The organism is Mycobacterium sp., assembly GCF_049278535.1.
Lineage (GTDB): Bacteria > Actinomycetota > Actinomycetes > Mycobacteriales > Mycobacteriaceae > Mycobacterium.
In genome coordinates this window covers 1-16,867 of sequence record NZ_JBAPMI010000358.1, presented here as the reverse complement: position 1 = coordinate 16,867, position 16,867 = coordinate 1, and the positions used below count along the sequence as shown (strand labels likewise).

Below are 16,867 nucleotides of genomic sequence, written 5' to 3'. Positions count from 1 at the left end.
GGAGGCCCGCAACAACAAGGAGCGCAAGCCGCTCTACTACGCTGCCATGGCCGCGCAGCAAACGCTCGATGGCGGGACGACGTTGTTCGCGGCGGAGGCCGATGCGCTGCTGTTGCGGGAATTGAATCTGCTGACTACCAAACCCTTCTTGTACGCGTTCAACGCCGACGAGTCGGTGCTGACCGATGCCGATCGAGTCGCCGAGCTGCGGGCATTGGTGTCACCGGCGGATGCGGTTTTCCTGGACGCCAAGATCGAGTCCGAGCTGACCGAACTCGACGACGAATCGGCCGCCGAGCTGCTGGAGTCGATCGGCCAGACCGAGCGCGGCCTGGATGCGTTGGCGCGGGCCGGTTTTCACACCTTGAAGCTGCAGACCTATTTGACGGCCGGGCCAAAAGAGTCGCGGGCGTGGACAATTCATCAGGGTGACACAGCACCGAAGGCGGCCGGCGTGATCCACACCGACTTCGAAAAGGGTTTCATCAAGGCCGAAATCGTGTCCTACGACGATCTGGTCGCCGCAGGGTCGATGGCCGCGGCCAAGGCCGCCGGCAAGGTTCGTATGGAGGGCAAGGACTACGTGATGGCCGACGGCGACGTCGTGGAGTTCCGCTTCAACGTCTAGGCCGAACGCCATCGGTGAGCCGATGCTCAGTTGATGATCTCGCCGCGCTCGTCCGCTCGAAGCGCGGCCAATCGGTCGTGCCACGACTGGAGTGCCTCGGGAGACAGCCGCGTCCAGTCGTCGACTTCTGCGATGACCCGGACGGGCTCGCGGCTGCGGTAGGAGCGGGTCGGATTGCCGGGGAACTTCTTATCGGTGACGTTCGGATCGTTCTCGAACTCACCGGTCGGTTCCACGAGATAGACCCGCGGCGTGCCCTCGCCGGCCGCTAGCTCGGCCGCCAATCCGGCACCGTCTCGCAGGGCGGTGAAATAGATGTGGTTCATCGTGATTTCCGGCCGGTAGTTGGAACGGAAGCCTGCGGTAAGCAGGTCTCCTGCCCTCAGTTCGGCCTTTGTTCCGTGGAAAAACGGACCTTCGTCCAGCACCGCATCCATGGCCTCAGATTACGGGGCCTGCGGCTGCGCAACGCCTTGTGACGTTGTTCGGCAACGGTATCCGGTCGAATTCCGGTTCACCGTCTAGCGCAGTTGATAGGTCGCGAGGGTGCTAGGGAAGTGTTCGCAGATGCCGCTACCCGTTAGCGTAAGCACGTGGCCATCAAACTTGAGAACGTAGGCATCGCTGTGGATGACCTCCACGCGGCGATCGCGTTCTTTACCGATCTTGGTCTCACCCTCGTCGGACGCGACACAGTCAGTGGCGAGTGGACCGACATCGCCGTTGGACTTGACGGCAACTACGCCAACATCGCAATGCTCCAGACGCCGGACGGCAACGGTCGCATCGAGCTGTTTGAATACATCCACCCCGAAGCGATCGAGTCGACGCCAACCCAACCCAACGAGATCGGCATGCATCGTGTCGCATTCTCCGTCGACGACATTGATACGGCCCTTGACGTAGCTGCTAAACACGGTTGCCACCCGCTCCGCGGTGTCGCCACCTATCAGGACATGTACAAGCTCACATATCTGCGAGGTCCCAGCGGGATCATCGTGATGCTCGCTGAGGAGTTGAATAAGAACTGACTCATTTCCGATGAGGCGAAGCGCAGCACAGTTTTCGAGCTGCTGTCACATGTAGCAAACTCGATGGCAGGGCAACGCTTCGTAGGGAGAGCACATGAGCATCCATGTCGACCGCGACTCGGGTCGGCCGCTGAGTTTCGCTGACACCAATGGCGAACCGTCGCAACGTTCGTGGCGGTGAGCGGCGACGTCGTCGAGTTCCGGTTCAACGTCTAGGGTTCGCCGACAAGGCCCTCAGTGTTCCGCGGGCGCGATGAGTTCAGGTGGGCGCGCGAGTCTTATGAGCGACTGTGCCGAACCAATTTCGGCACGAAGATCCTGTGGAGGTCAGCATGGGGACGCTGAGTTATTGCGCGACGATCTCTCTCGACGGCTACGTCGCCGACGCCGATGGCGACTTCCAGTGGTCGGCTCCGGGCGGGGCCGTCTTCGCTGCCCATATCGACCGGATGGCGACGGTGTCGACCGAGGTGCTGGGCCGCAAGACGTATGAGCTGATGCAGTACTGGGAGGACTACCCGGACGATGACGACTCATCCCCGGCCGACCGGCAGTTTGCCAGGCACTGGCAGGACACCGACAAGGTCGTGGTGTCGTCGACACTGAGGCACGAGGACCTCGGGTCGGGCCGGGTCCGCCTCGTGCCTGACATCAGCCTGAGCGAGTTGCAGCAAATAGTGGATGATGCGACGGGCCTGGTCGAGATCTTCGGGCCGACCGTCGCGGCTCCGGCGATCAGTGCAGGCCTGGTCGACGAATTCCGGTTCTTCGTTGTTCCGAAGATTGTTGGCGGCGGCCTACGCGCCCTGCCCGACGACGTGCGCCTCGATCTGACACTGGTCGAGCACCTGATCTTCGACGATGGCACCGCCTTGTTGCGCTATCTGCCTCGTCGGTGACAAGTTGCTCCGCAACGATCGAGATCCCGCACTCGTTCGCGACGCTTCAATCTACGGCGTGGGCGATCAGCAGGTGCGGTGCGTTGACCCCTTCACTGATCTGACGGTGTTCGACTGTGAGGCCGGTGCTGCGTAACGTGTCGATCACCTCCGGCACCGGACGGAGATGAAAGCCGTGTCCGGTGAATGGCATTTTTGCCATCACGGCGGGGTCGGCCAGTCCGATGACGAGTCGACCCTGACGGTTTATCACCCTGGCAAGCTCTCTGAACGCACGATCGAGCTCTCCGACGAAGTAGATGGTGTTGACGGTAATAGCGCCGTCCACTGCCCCATCGGCGAAGGGCAGCTGCGTCATGGACCCGGAATGCAACGACAGCCGCCCGGTTGCGATGTCGCGGCGGTATCGCCCCGCGGCCTGGCTGAGCATCGTCTCCGACACCTCGACACCATGAACGCTGCCCGACGGACCGACACTGTCGAGCAAAAATTTCAGCCCCACGCCGCCACCGAATCCGACATCGGCCACCGCCCACGCTTCATCGGGTTGCAGCGCCCGCGCGGCGGCGCTCACGAAGCGCCGGTTGCCCCGATTGAGCGCCGCACCAACCAGCCGCCCGCGCAGCCCATCTGGATGACCGAGCTGCTTCGCAACACCCGCCATGACGACGTCCCGGACCCCCATCCCACGACCGTAGGGCAACGGATACTGATGCGGCACGGCTATTAGATGAAGTGACCTAACGGCCGACGGCGACCTCGTCGAATTCCGTTTCAACGTCTAGTCACCCGTAAGGCCGCCGCGAAGTAGCCCTCCTCGCGACTTCGGGAAATCGCTTGCGAATGCCATGTCAGACCTGATGATTTTGCAATGGAGCAGTTTGTTCAAGGCGTGGGGCGAGGTCATTCCGCGCCTGACGGGTGCGGGTTATCGATGCTTGGCGCCAAACCAGCGAGGCATCTCGCCTGGCGCACGACCGACTCGCCGCCGCGATTATCGGATGTCCGAGTTAGTCGAAGACGCGGGCGCGCTTGTCGATGCAAGCGGGGCGGACCGGGTGCACCTGGTTGGGCATGACTTCGGCGGGTTGGTGGCCTGGAGTTTCGCGGCTAAGCACCCCGAGAGGGTGTGGACGTTGTCATCACTTTCCAGTCCGCACCCAAGCGCGCTACAGAACGCGATGTTGACTAGCCGGCAGGGTTTGCTTTCGTGGTACGCCTACGCCTATCAACTGCCATTTATCCCGGAGCGGTACTACCTCGGTGGCGACGCGAGCGCGAAAAGGTTGGCCAAAATGCTGAGGTCTGGGGGCCAACACCCAGACCTTGCCGACCGCGACGCAAGGGCCATGACGAAGCCAGGTGCCTACACTGCGGCACTCAACTGGTATCGCGCTGCGCCGTGGTCCGGCCGCGTCGGCAGGGTTGGCGTTCCAACTCTGATGATCTGGAGCGATGGTGACTACTACATCCTCGAAAGCGCTGCCCGTCAGTCCGAACGTTACGTGACGCAAGACTTTCGATTCGAAGTGCTTCCGGGATCACACTGGATTCCGGACGAACAACCCGACGCTGTCGCAGGACTTCTGATGGACTGGTTCGCGCAGTGGGCATAGCCGACGCCGACGCCGACGGCGACGTCGTCGAAGCGCGCTAGCGGTGCAGATCCTTGAAGCTGAGCTGGCCGCGGCCGAAGGCCCAGGAGTGAACGTCGGATAACCGCACGCGCACCTGATCGTGCTGGTTGATGTCACCGCTTGTCCATTGGTAGGCGACTTTGGACAAATGCACGAATTGATGTTTTCCGCAGCTTCCTTCGGTAGGAGTCGGGTGGCTGTGGTCAATGCCAGTCGTCTGGATGTAGTGCAGAAGTTTCTGGTCGAAATACCAGCACGGCTCCAGGTTGCCCATCACAACTCCGGTGGGCACGTAGAACGTCACCTCGACGCCTGCGCCGGGCGCCGGCGGGTTGGCCTCGATTGCCTCGATGATCAGATGAAGGGCGCTGTCGATCGTCTGGGATGCGGTGGGTGTCTCGATTGTGGTCACGCCTGCTCCTGAGCTTTTCGGGGTTACTGTCCGCCGTAACCGGGCCCTGCAGCCAGCACCGGCGAGGGCTTTTCAGACCTTGTGACGGTATCCCGCAACGACCGCACTGAGCAGGCCGAGAAAGAATTGTGCATCTGCTGTCCAACCGCCGTTTTCCCGTTGTTCTGTTTGTCGCACAACGGGAGCGGCCGGTGCATTCGGCGGTTAAGTACGCTCCGCAACCATGAGCTGGACACCAGAGCAGCTCGCTCACGTCGATGCCGCCCGCGAACTCGAAATTGCGGTACTTCGCGCGGACGGAACCCTGCGGCCCTGGACGCCGATTTGGGCCGTGCACGTCGGCGGCGACGTCTACGTCCGCACGTGGTACCGCAGAGATACCGGATGGTTCGGCCTTGCCTTGAAGACAACACGCGCACGCGTGCGTGTCCCCGGCGTAGAAGTCGACGTGCACATCGAGGACGTCGGTGTCGGCCCGTCGGGACTGCGCCAGGATGTTGACGACGCCTACCGCGCCAAGTACGGCGGCGGTTCTACCGGAAACATGGTCGGAGACCAAGCCGCAGCGACGACGCTTCGGTTGCTCAGTTAAGCGAACCGTGTAAGCACACCCGACGACCCGGACGCCGGTCTACCTTGATGATTCGAGCTGATCAGGGAGTAGATCGATGGCAGATGGAATTGAACGGATAGTCCTCGACTTCGTACACGCGGCATACGGCGAGCACATGGATGTCGACGCCATGACTGCCTTGATGGCGGATGACTTCGTATGGCAGCTCAACGTGCCACTGTCACCGATCATCCGTGGACGCGATGCGGCGCGCGCCGAGCTGGAGAAACACAACCAGCTGGCGTCCGGCATGGTCGACGGCAGCGAGATTCGAACGGTCGTCTCCAACGACGATACGGTCGTGGTGGAGCGGCTCGACGTGAATGTGATTGCGGGCAGACGAGTCTCGTTCTATGTGACGGCGATCTTCGAAGTCCGCGACGGTGCCATCACCTGCTGGCGCGAGTACTGGGACACCGGCGACATCGCCCGCCAACTCGGCAGCGATCCGGCGCAGATGTTTGAGCAGATCGGGCCCTGAGTCCACAACGGCGCGCACATTTGAATTTCACATGTGCCCTGTCGAAACCTCCGCGGGCAGGCGTCCCGCGCCTCTAAGCTGCGCCCGGAATTTAGGTGGATCAACTACAGGGGATTTAATGCTGCGTACGCTATTCGCTCTTGCATCGCTCGCGGTCGGCTTCGGGATCGCCATCGCGCCAGCCGCATTGGCTGACCCACCGTATCGAAACTGCAGCGAAGCGCACGCCGACGGGCGCTTTAACATCCCCTCCAATGACCCGGCGTATCGGTCGGCGCTGGACCGCGACGGTGACGGTTTCGCCTGCGAGCCCTACAAAGGCCGATGATCAGCACCGTGCTAGTCAGCGGCTAAACTCGTCTTACCAGGAGATACTCAGCAGGGGTCGTTGTGCTGCGCAGCGCACTCGCCATCACATCGCTCATCTTCGGTGTCCAAATCGCTGCTGCGCCAGCTGAATTAGCAGACCCGCCCTACCAAAACTGAAATGGCGCGCACGCCGACGGGCGTTGGAGCATCCCATGGACTGACCCCGCCTATCGGCCGGATCTCGACCTCGACAACGACGGCCTTGCCCACGAGCCGTCCAAGGCAAGCAGATGACAACGTGAGTCCGGCCTAACCACAATTGTCGGTGACTGTCCTTATCATCGGCCCGACATGAGAATTACCTACCTCTTCCTGCCGCTGTACTTCGGGATCGTCGCGGGTCTCGTCGGCCATAGCGTTAGGACAGGTCTGGTAGGCGCGGCCGTTGGTTTGATTCTGGCCGTGCTGCTCTCCGCTGAGGGCAATCGGCGAGGGCGGGCCGACGGGATGGCGGCGATCGACGCCATGACCGGAACGGAGTTCGAGGGCTACGTCGCGGCCCGGCTACAACGGGCCGGCTGGCGGGTGAGGTTCACCCCGGCCAGCGGCGACTACGGCGTCGACCTGATCGGCGAAAAAGACGGCAAATCGGTGGCGGTCCAGTGCAAGCGACTCGGCAAGCCAGTCGGCGTCGCGGCCGTTCAACAGGTGGTCGCCGGCGCGCGCCACCATGGATGCGCCAGGAGCATTGTCATCAGCAATCAGGAATTCACGGATGCGGCCACCCAGTTGGCCCATACCCACAACTGCCAATTGATTGGTCGCAGAGCCCTGCAGGCGTGGGTACCGCCTCCAGCGCGACGCGCGGTTTAGGGCTTGCCCGCAGTCTCGCTAAGGCAAACTCTGGGGGATGGCGACTATGAGGCGAGCAGCGGCTTGGGCGCTCGTGTGCGGTGCTACGGTCTTGGCCGCGGGTGGTATCGCGCAGGCGGCCCCCGCGCCGAGCTTTCACTGGTGTCCCGGTCAGGCCTGGGACCCGGGCTGGGGCAGCATCTACGACTGGGACTGGAATCAGTGCCACGACTGGCAACGTGCGGCCGGCCAGGGCGGTCCGATGGGCAACGGACCTTGGGGCGTCCCGCCAATGTGGGCGCCGCCGCAGCCGCCACCACCGCCATGGGCGCCCGGCGCCAGCGTGATGTGGAACATGACCGCCCGCGCCTGGGGATTCTGGAACAACAAAATCTGGACCCCGATCTGACCGGACGCCGCAGCCGGTAGCGCTTCCTTGTCGGAGGCGGTGCCTAGTATCGCGTCCATGAAATTCGTTTCGACGCGGATAATCACCGCCGACGTTCCACGGCTCGTCGAGTTCTACGAGAAAGTCACTGAAACCGCCGCCGTATGGGGCAACGAGCTTTTCGCTGAGATCCCCACGCCGGTAGGGACTTTGGCCATTGGCAGCGACAAGACCGTGCCACTGTTCGGAGTGGGATCCGCCGAGCCGGGGGCGAACCGAAGCGCGATCATCGAGTTCATCGTCGACGACGTGGACGTCGAGTACGAACGGCTGCACGCGCACGTAGGCGAGGTCGTGACAGCGCCGACGACGATGCCCTGGGGCAATCGTGCACTGCTATTCCGGGACCCGGACGGCAATCTGGTCAACCTGTTCACCCCGGTGACCGACGACGCCCGCGCCAAGTTCGGCGTGTGAGAGTGGGCCCGATCCAGCGGAGCGTGGGTTGTCAGTCCGCAATTACCGCGATTTCGCTCCCCAGGCGATAGGGCGCTATCAGCGGCAGATCGTCACCACTCCAAAAGCGGCCCGGGTCAAACCAATTCGACCGCTTCTCGGTCTCGATAAGGCCCATCTCCTCGTAGGTGACGGCCACTGTCTCGGCGCAATAGGCGGATTCGAAGCGGCCCTGCCGCTGCTGTGCGTTGCGTCGCCGCGTTGATTCGCGAACGCGGGCGTCCAACACCGGGATTCCGCGCACCCAGTCGTACGCGGTCGGCAGTTGACCGCGTAGCCACCGCAGCGTGAGCCGCGTTGTGGACGGGAATGGTGTGCCGTCCATCCGGGCGATGACGCGCAGCAGCCGGTTCTCCTGCTCGCGGTCGACGTCCGGGGTCATCTGACGCAACCAACACCGCTGTCCGTAGCGGGTGAGCCACCGCTCCACGGCTTCCCGGGCGTCGTTGAGCTGCACACCGCGGTGGTTGCTAGCGGTCCAGACGTCGGTGAGTTTGTCGCCAAGTTCGGCATGCCACATCAACGGCGGTAGATCCTCGATCGCGACCGTCATAGCTACGTGGTTGACCGGGCTGTTCGACATCGTCTGTATCGCGCGGTCGGGTCCGGATTGCCCGCGAAATAGCCAGACGTCGCCGGTCCTGGTTTCCTCCAGGGCGCGGTCCAGGCTCACGGTGTGTTCATCCACCACCGCACCTTATGCACATACCGACCTCATCGGGATGCACTCACGAATAACCTGAGCCGATGCGCACCATCTGGAAATTGCTGGGTTTGGCCGGAGTGGTCGGGGTCGCGGCCGGGGGAGCGCTGGTAATCCGCGATCAGCGCCGACGCCGGGCATACACGCCTAACGAGATCCGTGACCGGCTGCAGCAGCGCCTCGCCGAGGCCGGCGAAGGCTAGCCGGGCGAGCATCCTGAGCTTCAAGCCGCGGCGACGGCGTAGAGCCGGTGGGTGCCGGCGAAGCCCTTCAGCTCGACGTCACGGCCGCCGTCAAACTCGAGGTCGTCGCAATCGTTGAGAGCGTCACGCACCGTGTCGCTCACCAAAACCTCCCCGCCACAGGCTTCGGCGGCCACGCGGGCCGCCATCGCCACGTTGCGGCCGAACAGGTCGTCGCCGCGCCGCACCGAGCGGCCCTGGTGAATCCCGATCCTTACCCGAATCCCGTTGCGCCGCTTGTGTTGCGCATTTCGGTGAAGCGCGTCCTGCATGTCGATACCGCAACGCACCGCCTGCTCGGCACTTGCGAAGGCGATCATGAACCCGTCGCCCTGGCTCTTCACCACATGCCCGGACCGCGCCTTGACCAGCCGGCGAACCTGCTTGTCGTGCTCGCCGATCAGCCGCACCCAGGCCCGGTCGCCGACCCGCTCGTTGAGCGCCGTCGACTCCTCGATATCGGAGAACAGAATCGCGCCCCTGCCGTCCGGAATGACTCGGGCCAGATCCGGCCGCTCCACCTCGGCCCAGTCGGCGAGGTCCTCGATCGAGCTGCGCATCGCGGCGCCGAACCCTTCCTTGCGCACCAGATTTGCGGTCTGCCACACCGTCTTGACCGCCTTTGTCCCAAAACTCAAGATGTCGGGCGGCTGCCGCAGCGCTTCGACTTCAGCCCTGGTGCGCCTTAGCAGCACCCACAGGACGCCCAGGGCTGCGGCCTCTACGGCCGCGAGGCCGGCCAGCGCATAGACCGCGATCAACAACTGATCGTGCATGGCACGCATCTTCCCCGATCAGTCGTGGCTTCCGCAGCGACAGTGCCAGATCGGCGAAATAGCGTTGCCGTTGGGCGTAGCTGGCCGGAAATCGAAAGGTCAACCGAGAGTGTATATTCCGCGAATTCTGGAATTGCCTCTTTTGGCCGGTTGAGTAACTGGGTACACAGCACGTCTGTCGGTTGTCCGGCCGAACCGCAGTGTTTAGGGTTGAACGTGGCCGCGGCGGGGTCGAGTCGGGCCCATTGTGCAAGTGTTGAAGCGTGCAAGTGTGGAAGCCGCACTGACTAGTCGATGGATCGTGGAGGACCGATTGGCCGAATCCGGCGATAAGGCCTCAGACCTGCTGGTGATCTTCGGAATCACTGGCGATTTGGCCCGAAAAATGACCTTCCAAGCCCTCTATCGCCTTGAGCGCCGGGGACTGCTGGAGTGCCCGATTATCGGCGTCGCCAGCGATGACATCAGCGTCGAGGAGTTGGTCAAATGGGCCCGGAAGGCGATCGAGGGCGCCGGCGAAAAAATAAACGGCAAAGTATTCGACCGATTCGCGCATCGGCTGTCCTATCTTCACGGCGACGTGACCGATTCCGCGCTCTACGACGCACTCAAGAAGAAGATCGGTCCGAAGCACAACTGCCTGTACTACCTGGAAATGCCGCCTTCGCTGTTCGCGCCGATCGTGGAGAACCTGGCCGAAGCTGAGCTGCTGGACGGATCTCGGGTAGCGGTGGAAAAACCCTTCGGCCACGACCTGAAATCCGCGGGCGAACTCAACAAGCGATTGCGCGCCGTGCTCGACGAGGACCAGATCTTCCGGGTGGACCACTTCCTGGGTAAGGAACCCGTCGTCGAACTTGAGTATCTGCGGTTCGGCAACCTGGCGCTCACCGAGCTGTGGGACCGCACAAGCATCCACGAAATCCAGATCACCATGGCCGAGAACTTCGGCGTCGATGATCGCGGCCGCTTCTACGACGGGGTCGGCGCCTTGCGTGATGTCGTGCAGAACCATCTGCTGCAGGTGCTCGCCGGCGTGGCGATGGAGCCTCCCGTCGGACCGAGCGCAGACGACCTCAACGACAAGAAGGCCGACGTGCTGCGGTCGATACCGGCGATCGACCCCGACCGCTGCGTGCGGGGCCAATATCGCGGCTATACCGATGTCGACGGCGTGGCCAAGAATTCGGATACCGAGACCTTCGTCGCACTGCGTGTCGAGATCGACAACTGGCGCTGGGCCGGGGTGCCGATCTTCCTGCGTGCGGGCAAGGCGCTGACCGAAAGGGTCACCGAGGTGCGGTTGTTCACCCACCGCGTCCCGTCACTGGCCTTCCTGCCCGATCGCCGCCGGGCCGAGCCCAATCAGATTGTGTTGCGCATCGACCCCGATCCCGGCCTGCGGTTGCAGCTGACCGCGCTCGACGGCGACCGCTGGCGCGACTTGCACCTGGACTCGTCGTTCGTGCAGGACCTGGGCGAGCCGCTGCTGCCCTACGAACGACTGCTGCACGGCGCGCTGACCGGAGATCACCAACTGTTCGCCCGTGAGGACGGGATTGAGGAAACCTGGCGGATTGTGCAGCCCCTGCTCGACGACCCTGCCGAAATCCATCAGTACGACCCCGGCAGCTGGGGGCCGGACGCGGCACGCGAACTGCTACGAGGTCATCGCGGCTGGCAACAGCCGTGGCTAGCCGGTAACCACCACTAAGGAGACAGGACACCATGCAGCTTGGGATGATCGGCTTGGGCCGAATGGGTGCGAACATCGTCCGCCGAGTGGTCGACGGTGGCCACGAATCCGTTGTCTACGACCACAATCCGGATGCGGTCAAGGCGATGGCTCACGACGACGGGATCACCGCAGCTTTTTCGCTGTCGGAGTTGGCCGAGAAACTCAGCAAGCCGCGACTGGTCTGGGTGATGGTGCCTGCCGGCGACATCACCACCGGCGTGATCGAGAATTTGTCCAAGGTGCTGGAGGCCGACGACATCGTGATCGACGGCGGTAACTCCTATTACCGGGACGATCTCAAGCATGCAAAGACGCTGTCCGAGAAGGGCATTCACCTGCTCGACTGTGGCACCAGCGGTGGCGTGTGGGGTCGTGAGCGCGGTTACTGCCTGATGATCGGCGGCGACGACAAAGCATTCGGGCATGCCGAGCCGATATTCGCCACGGTTGCGCCAGGGGTTGACGCCGCGCCGCGCACTCCCGGTCGCAGCGGTGAGATCGCCGAGTCGGAAAAGGGATACCTGCACTGCGGACCCTCCGGGGCGGGGCACTTCGTGAAGATGGTGCACAACGGCATCGAGTACGGCATGATGGCCTCGCTCGCCGAAGGCTTGAACATCTTGCGCAACGCCGACATTGGGACTCGCGTTGAGCAGGGTGATGCCGAAACGGCGCCGCTGTCCAATCCCGAGTGCTACAAGTACGACTTCGATATCCCCGACGTTGCCGAGGTCTGGCGGCGCGGCAGCGTCATCGGGTCCTGGCTGCTGGACCTGACCGCGATCGCGCTGCACGAGTCGCCCGACCTCAAGGAGTTCTCCGGTCGAGTCTCCGACTCCGGTGAGGGTCGTTGGACGGCGATCGCAGCGATCGACGAGGGAGTCCCCGCGCCGGTGTTGACGACCGCACTGCAGTCGCGGTTCGCCTCGCGCAGCCTGGACGACTTCGCCAACCAGGCGCTCTCGGCGATGCGCAAGCAGTTCGGCGGCCACGCCGAAAAGCCGGCGAACTAGCCGTTTATGCCGGCCTAGTCGCGAACGTCACCACCACGTCGCTGAAGGCGTCGTTGTCATCGCCCGCCGCGGTGTGGCCGGCGTCGGACAGTTCGACGAACTCCGCGTTGGGCACCGTGTCCAGGAAGTGCCGCACACCTTCCGGGCTGACCACATCGGAAAGCTTGCCGCGGATCAGCAGCACCGGGATGGTCAAGTCGGCAGCGGCGCGTTCGAAGCTCTCGGTGCGCAATTCCGGGTCGTCCCCGGGTTTGGTCATGAAGGCCGGATCCCAGTGCCAGTACCAGCGGCCGTCGCGCAGGCGCAGGTTCTTCTTCAGCCCCTCCGGGCTGCGCGGCCGGGTCCGGTGCGGCAGGTATGCGGCGACGGCGTCGGCGGCCTCGTCGAGGGTGGCGAACCCGTGCAACCCGCTGAACATGAAGTCACGGATGCGAGCGCTGCCGTTCTTCTCGAACCGCGGGACGACGTCGACGAGCACCAGCCTGGTGACTCGCTCCGGTCCGGCCCGATCCGCGACGAGGATGCCGGTCAGCCCGCCCATGCTCGCCCCGATCAGGATCACCGGCCGGCCGATGGCGTCGAGCACCTGCATGACGTCGGCGGTCATCGTCTCGACGTCGTAGTCGGCGTCGGGTGCCCGGTCGCTGTCGCCGTGGCCGCGGCTGTCCAGGGCGACCACGTGGAATCCTTCGTCGGCCAAGACCTGGCCGGTGTTCTTCCAGGAGAACCGATTCTGCCCACCGCCGTGCAGCATGAGGATCGTTGGCCGTCCGGCCGCCACGTCGGCGCCGCCCGTCGATTGACCGCGCCACTCGTCAGCGACCAGGGTGAGGCCCTGAACACCGGAAAACTCGACAGTGTGTGGAGTGTTGCGCACGGCAGTCACGGGCGGCTCCTCGGCTAAATGCCTGGCATCGTTGCCAGGCATTATCCGCCTGACGTTACAGCGGTGATTTTTTGGCGTCGCGAGGGTCTATCCGGGTGAACACTGCTGACCACGACCAACGACTAGGGAGGCAACCATGCCCTCGATCACGCCCTCACTATGGTTCGACCACAACCTGGAGGAGGCAGCGGCGTTCTACATCTCGGTATTTCCGAACTCGCACATCGAGGACCTCAACCGAAGCACCGATGCCGGACCAGGTGAGCCGGGGTCGGTCCTGTCCGGCACCTTCGTGCTGGACGGCAACCGGTTCATCGGGATCAACGGTGGTCCGCACTTCACGTTCAGCGAGGCGGTGTCCTTCACGATCAACTGCAAGGACCAGGACGAGGTCGACTACTACTGGGATCGGCTGACCGATGGCGGCGAGGAATCGCAGTGTGGTTGGTGCAAGGACCGTTTCGGTCTGAGCTGGCAGGTGATTCCAGAGCGGCTCTACGATCTGGTCAGCCATCCAGATCCGGCCCGCGCCACCGCCGCCACCCAGGCGATGTACGGCATGCGCAAGATCGTCCTGGCAGATCTCGAGAATGCGGCGTCTACGGTCTGAACCTTGGCATGACCACGTACGTTGGAAAACATGCCAGACGATGCGGCAATTTCCGCCGAGTCCGATGCTCCGGCCGACGTCGTATATGTGCGGCGGATTCAGTCCCCGGGACAGGTTGAACGAATAGCGCTGGTCGCCGGCTTGATCGCCGGAGTGGTATTGGCCGGGCTGATGGGCTGGCTCGGCTTCCGGACCTACGAAGCGCAGAACCGGGAAATGCAGCGCGATCGCTTCGTGCATGCCGCTGCGGATGTCGCGGTGAACCTCAGCACTGTCGACTATCAGCACGCCGAGGCCGACGCGCAACGAATCCAGGACTCGGCGACCGGCACGTTCGCCGACAGCTTTGCCCACCGCAAGCAGTCCTACATCGACGCCGCCAAGCAGACCCGGACAAGGTCGTTGGGTGCCGTCACCGATGCAGGGCTGGAATCGCAGAGCGGTGACCAAGGACGGGTGCTGGTCGCGGTGACGGTGAAGCCCGCCGATCCTGCGCAAGTCGATCTGGAGCCGCGGTTCTTGCGGATGCGGATCACCGTGCAGAAGGTGGGCGACGGCGCCAAGGTCTCCGACGTGGCATTCGTGTCATGACGCAGCGCAAGTCGGTCAATTGGACACGGGTGTTGGTTTACGGCCTGCTTCCCGGCCTGGTGTTGCTGCTGGCGATCGCCGCGGGCGTGCTGAAGTGGAAAGACTCGTCGATTCGCGGCATCGACCTTGCTCGCAGTGAATCAGTAGCGGCCGCAAGGGATTCCGCCGATGCGGTGCTGACGTTTCGGTACGACACGGTCGATCGAGATGTGGCGGCCACCCGGGGCCGGCTGACCGGCGAGTTCCTCAACGCCTACACGCAGCGGACCCAGCAAGAGCTGATACCCAACGCCAAACAGCAGCGGGTCGTCGCGACCGCCCGTGTGCCCGCGGCGGCGCCGGAGTCGGTGACGCCGAATCATGCGGTCGTCCTGCTGTTCGTCAACCAGACCGTCAGGATCGGGGATGCCCCTGCGACCGAGACCGAGTCCGATGTTCGGGTGACGCTGGACAAGATCGGTGGGCGTTGGCTGATCTCCGATTTCGACCAGTACTGACGCCCACGTGAAGGACCAGGTGATGACCAAACCCCGGTGGATCGATATTCAAGGTCCGAACGTGGAGTTGAAGGCCCTGACGTGGGGGCCGTCCGACGGGCCAATCGCGCTGTGCCTGCACGGATTTCCGGACACCGCTTACGGCTGGCGGAACGTCGCGCCGCTACTGGCCGAGTCCGGTTGGCGGGTGGTGGCGCCGTTCATGCGCGGCTACGCGCCGTCGTCGATTCCGTCGGACGGCAGCTATCACATCGGTGCGCTGATGCATGATGCGCTGCAGGTGCGCGAGGCTGCCGGCGGCACCGACCGCGATGTGGTGATCGGCCACGACTGGGGCGCGATGACCGCCAACGGCCTGGCCGCAATCCCGGACAGCCCATTCGCCAAAGCGGTGATCATGTCGGTGCCCCCGGCGGCCGCGTTTCGGGGACGAGTTCCCGATACCGGCCGGTTGCTGGCCCAGATCCCACCTCAGCTGCTGCGCAGCTGGTACATCATGTACTTCCAATTGCCTTGGCTGCCAGAGCGTTCCGCGTCCTGGGTGCTGCCGCGCCTGTGGAGGCGGTGGTCGCCGGGCTATGACGCCAAGGAGGACCTGCGCCACGTCGACGCCGCGATCGGCACACCGGAAAGCTGGCGCGCCGCGCTCGGCCCCTACCGTGCGACGATCCGCAACACCCGCCCGCCGGCGCAGTACCGCGAGCTGCACCGGCACTGGACGTCGCCGCCGACGCTGTCGAGTCTCTACCTTCACGGACGCGACGACGGTTGCATGACATCGGCTTTCACGCGTTGGATCCCCAACTCCCTTCCCGACTACAGCGACGTCACCATCGTCGACAACGCCGGACACTTTCTTCAGCTCGACCAGCCGGAAGAAGTCGCCGAGCTGGTGTTGGGGTTCATCCGCTCCTCCCGCTAGGGAACTTCGCCGTCTTCGTCGCAGCTTTCCGGGGTGGCGAACAAGGCCACTTTGTTTAGGTCTTAGCTTGACCACCGCATAGTCCTGACTGCGGTCGATGGATGCGACAGTACCTACCGTGACGCCGTTACCGTCATCGGTGACTGGAGCGCCGGGACCGTCGCAGTGCGCGGTGGTGAAACCAACCAATTCACCGGCGTTGTCGTGGCCGATCGTCGTCAAAGTGCAATAGGTGTCCCGGTTCACCACGAGCCGCGCCCCACCGCCTAATGGAACCATCTCATCGGCCGCGGCCGTGGAACCGATCGGCACGGCAAGAGTCACTACGACCATTGCCATGAGGGCGCGTTCGCGGATCGTCTCGTTCATCACGCGTGGAAACCGTGCGTCATGTGCAGTCAGAAGCCAATAGACGAGACGAGGTCGGTGAACATAGAGGGGTCTAGTACCGCTGCAGGGTCCAGAATCGACGCGAAATCAGCGGCTGAAATGGGATCCGCACCCGTTACTAGGTCGGCAAAGATGATGAGGAACGAGTTAACGCCGGGTCCAAGGATTTCCAGGTCAGGCGTTAGCAAGCCCAGCAGAGCCGTGGACTCGTCCGTCGCTGATCCAGTTGCGACTGCAGTCTCCAACGCCTGATCAACGTTGAGCATCGCTTCGCTGGCTTGCTCCCACCCCTGATCAACGCTCGTAAACCAGGGATTGAGAAGGTCCGACAGAGCGCCGTTGTCTAAGGACGAGAGGGAGCTCTCAGCCGATTCGAGGAAACCCAGATCCTGCAATACGGTGTCTTGCAGCATCATTTGAGTGGCGACCGGTGCAAACTCGCCGCTCGGGATGTCGTTCAACAATTGGTTCGCGCCGGTGAGGTTGGTAGCCGCTTCGCTCAACAAACCGGCCGGGTCGGTGACGGCGGACGAGCTGGCCGCACCATCTGTCCCAATGTTGGGATCGAAAAGAGCAATGGTCGAGGCACCCGTTACATTCCAATCAGCCGAACCTATTAAGTCATCGACGGTGTCGGCGCGAATGACCGGCGCGCCGGCCGTCGCGATTATCGCGGCAGCCACCGCGATTCCACCAGCCAAACCCACACCGGTAGCCCACTGCCGGACACTGC

The 16,867-nt window shown here is 63.4% G+C and carries 24 protein-coding genes; 17 read left to right on the top strand and 7 right to left on the bottom strand.

All coding sequences use genetic code 11. The features are described 5' to 3' along the window. The coding region (locus WAO18_RS23370; RefSeq protein WP_422208605.1) for a DUF933 domain-containing protein at positions 1-628 on the top strand (628 nt) is incomplete at its 5' end. 26 nt (positions 629-654) lie between these two features. Here WAO18_RS23370 and arr read toward each other — a convergent pair. Then, the gene (gene arr, locus WAO18_RS23365) at positions 655-1,065 is read right to left on the bottom strand and encodes an NAD(+)--rifampin ADP-ribosyltransferase (protein WP_422208604.1); all 411 of its coding nucleotides are present in this window, start codon (positions 1,063-1,065) and stop codon (positions 655-657) included. A gap of 156 nt (positions 1,066-1,221) precedes the next feature. On the opposite strand from arr, the gene WAO18_RS23360 reads away from it, so the two are divergent. Further along, complete coding sequence (locus tag WAO18_RS23360) at positions 1,222-1,659, top strand: VOC family protein (RefSeq protein WP_422208603.1); 438 nt, start codon at positions 1,222-1,224, stop codon at positions 1,657-1,659. A 332-nt stretch (positions 1,660-1,991) separates the two neighbouring features. Then, a complete protein-coding gene (locus WAO18_RS23355) occupies positions 1,992-2,558 on the top strand; it encodes a dihydrofolate reductase family protein (RefSeq protein WP_422208602.1) in 567 nt (188 codons plus the stop codon). A gap of 46 nt (positions 2,559-2,604) precedes the next feature. Here the strand turns inward: WAO18_RS23355 and WAO18_RS23350 are convergent, their stop codons facing one another. Next, the gene (locus WAO18_RS23350) at positions 2,605-3,243 is read right to left on the bottom strand and encodes a class I SAM-dependent methyltransferase (RefSeq protein ID WP_422208601.1); all 639 of its coding nucleotides are present in this window, start codon (positions 3,241-3,243) and stop codon (positions 2,605-2,607) included. A 163-nt stretch (positions 3,244-3,406) separates the two neighbouring features. Between WAO18_RS23350 and WAO18_RS23345 the strand changes: the two genes are divergently transcribed. Further along, complete coding sequence (locus WAO18_RS23345) at positions 3,407-4,174, top strand: alpha/beta fold hydrolase (RefSeq protein WP_422208600.1); 768 nt, start codon at positions 3,407-3,409, stop codon at positions 4,172-4,174. A 37-nt stretch (positions 4,175-4,211) separates the two neighbouring features. On the opposite strand, the gene WAO18_RS23340 is transcribed toward WAO18_RS23345, so the two are convergent. Continuing rightward, entirely contained in the window at positions 4,212-4,607 is a 396-nt protein-coding gene (locus WAO18_RS23340; RefSeq protein WP_422208599.1) for a hypothetical protein, read from the bottom strand. 223 nt (positions 4,608-4,830) lie between these two features. On the opposite strand from WAO18_RS23340, the gene WAO18_RS23335 reads away from it, so the two are divergent. The 6 genes from WAO18_RS23335 (at position 4,831) to WAO18_RS23310 (ending at position 7,727) form a co-directional block, all read left to right on the top strand. After that, the gene (locus WAO18_RS23335) at positions 4,831-5,199 is read left to right on the top strand and encodes a DUF2255 family protein (RefSeq protein ID WP_422208598.1); all 369 of its coding nucleotides are present in this window, start codon (positions 4,831-4,833) and stop codon (positions 5,197-5,199) included. Between the two features lie 76 nt (positions 5,200-5,275). After that, positions 5,276-5,701: a limonene-1,2-epoxide hydrolase family protein gene (locus WAO18_RS23330; protein WP_422208597.1), complete on the top strand. Its 426-nt coding sequence runs from the start codon at positions 5,276-5,278 to the stop codon at positions 5,699-5,701. Positions 5,702-5,732: 31 nt separating this feature from the next. Continuing rightward, entirely contained in the window at positions 5,733-6,029 is a 297-nt protein-coding gene (locus tag WAO18_RS23325; RefSeq protein WP_422208596.1) for an excalibur calcium-binding domain-containing protein, read from the top strand. A gap of 332 nt (positions 6,030-6,361) precedes the next feature. Further along, complete coding sequence (locus WAO18_RS23320; protein ID WP_422208595.1) at positions 6,362-6,883, top strand: restriction endonuclease; 522 nt, start codon at positions 6,362-6,364, stop codon at positions 6,881-6,883. A 37-nt stretch (positions 6,884-6,920) separates the two neighbouring features. After that, positions 6,921-7,271 carry a hypothetical protein gene (locus WAO18_RS23315; RefSeq protein WP_422208594.1) on the top strand — a complete coding sequence of 117 codons (351 nt, stop codon included), beginning with the start codon at positions 6,921-6,923 and terminating at the stop codon, positions 7,269-7,271. A 57-nt stretch (positions 7,272-7,328) separates the two neighbouring features. Next, the gene (locus WAO18_RS23310; RefSeq protein WP_422208593.1) at positions 7,329-7,727 is read left to right on the top strand and encodes a VOC family protein; all 399 of its coding nucleotides are present in this window, start codon (positions 7,329-7,331) and stop codon (positions 7,725-7,727) included. Positions 7,728-7,758: 31 nt separating this feature from the next. On the opposite strand, the gene WAO18_RS23305 is transcribed toward WAO18_RS23310, so the two are convergent. Next, positions 7,759-8,439 (bottom strand): guanylate cyclase, encoded by a 681-nt coding sequence (locus WAO18_RS23305; protein ID WP_422208607.1) that lies wholly within the window; start codon positions 8,437-8,439, stop codon positions 7,759-7,761. 74 nt (positions 8,440-8,513) lie between these two features. Between WAO18_RS23305 and WAO18_RS23300 the strand changes: the two genes are divergently transcribed. After that, positions 8,514-8,672, top strand: coding sequence for a hypothetical protein (locus tag WAO18_RS23300; RefSeq protein WP_422208592.1), 159 nt, complete (start codon positions 8,514-8,516; stop codon positions 8,670-8,672). A 20-nt stretch (positions 8,673-8,692) separates the two neighbouring features. On the opposite strand, the gene WAO18_RS23295 is transcribed toward WAO18_RS23300, so the two are convergent. After that, positions 8,693-9,496, bottom strand: coding sequence for an adenylate/guanylate cyclase domain-containing protein (locus WAO18_RS23295; RefSeq protein ID WP_422208591.1), 804 nt, complete (start codon positions 9,494-9,496; stop codon positions 8,693-8,695). A 304-nt stretch (positions 9,497-9,800) separates the two neighbouring features. Here WAO18_RS23295 and WAO18_RS23290 point away from each other — a divergent pair, with 304 nt between their 5' ends. Next, positions 9,801-11,201 carry a glucose-6-phosphate dehydrogenase gene (locus WAO18_RS23290; protein WP_422208606.1) on the top strand — a complete coding sequence of 467 codons (1,401 nt, stop codon included), beginning with the start codon at positions 9,801-9,803 and terminating at the stop codon, positions 11,199-11,201. Between the two features lie 14 nt (positions 11,202-11,215). Beyond that, a complete protein-coding gene (gene gnd / locus WAO18_RS23285) occupies positions 11,216-12,238 on the top strand; it encodes a phosphogluconate dehydrogenase (NAD(+)-dependent, decarboxylating) (protein ID WP_422208590.1) in 1,023 nt (340 codons plus the stop codon). A 4-nt stretch (positions 12,239-12,242) separates the two neighbouring features. Here gnd and WAO18_RS23280 read toward each other — a convergent pair whose 3' ends face one another. Next, entirely contained in the window at positions 12,243-13,124 is an 882-nt protein-coding gene (locus tag WAO18_RS23280; RefSeq protein ID WP_422208589.1) for an alpha/beta fold hydrolase, read from the bottom strand. 136 nt (positions 13,125-13,260) lie between these two features. Between WAO18_RS23280 and WAO18_RS23275 the strand changes: the two genes are divergently transcribed. The 4 genes from WAO18_RS23275 to WAO18_RS23260 are packed head-to-tail and all read left to right on the top strand — an operon-like array spanning position 13,261 to position 15,744. Beyond that, positions 13,261-13,734: a VOC family protein gene (locus tag WAO18_RS23275; protein ID WP_422208588.1), complete on the top strand. Its 474-nt coding sequence runs from the start codon at positions 13,261-13,263 to the stop codon at positions 13,732-13,734. A gap of 30 nt (positions 13,735-13,764) precedes the next feature. After that, positions 13,765-14,325, top strand: coding sequence for a mammalian cell entry protein (locus WAO18_RS23270; protein ID WP_422208587.1), 561 nt, complete (start codon positions 13,765-13,767; stop codon positions 14,323-14,325). Then, on the top strand, positions 14,322-14,822 hold the full coding sequence (locus tag WAO18_RS23265; RefSeq protein ID WP_422208586.1) for a hypothetical protein: 501 nt from the start codon (positions 14,322-14,324) through the stop codon (positions 14,820-14,822). The genes WAO18_RS23270 and WAO18_RS23265 overlap by 4 nt, the downstream gene beginning before the upstream one ends. 22 nt (positions 14,823-14,844) lie before the next feature. Beyond that, complete coding sequence (locus WAO18_RS23260) at positions 14,845-15,744, top strand: alpha/beta fold hydrolase (protein ID WP_422208585.1); 900 nt, start codon at positions 14,845-14,847, stop codon at positions 15,742-15,744. Between the two features lie 398 nt (positions 15,745-16,142). Here the strand turns inward: WAO18_RS23260 and WAO18_RS23255 are convergent. Continuing rightward, on the bottom strand, positions 16,143-16,867 hold a 725-nt coding region (locus WAO18_RS23255), incomplete at its 5' end, for a hypothetical protein (protein ID WP_422208584.1).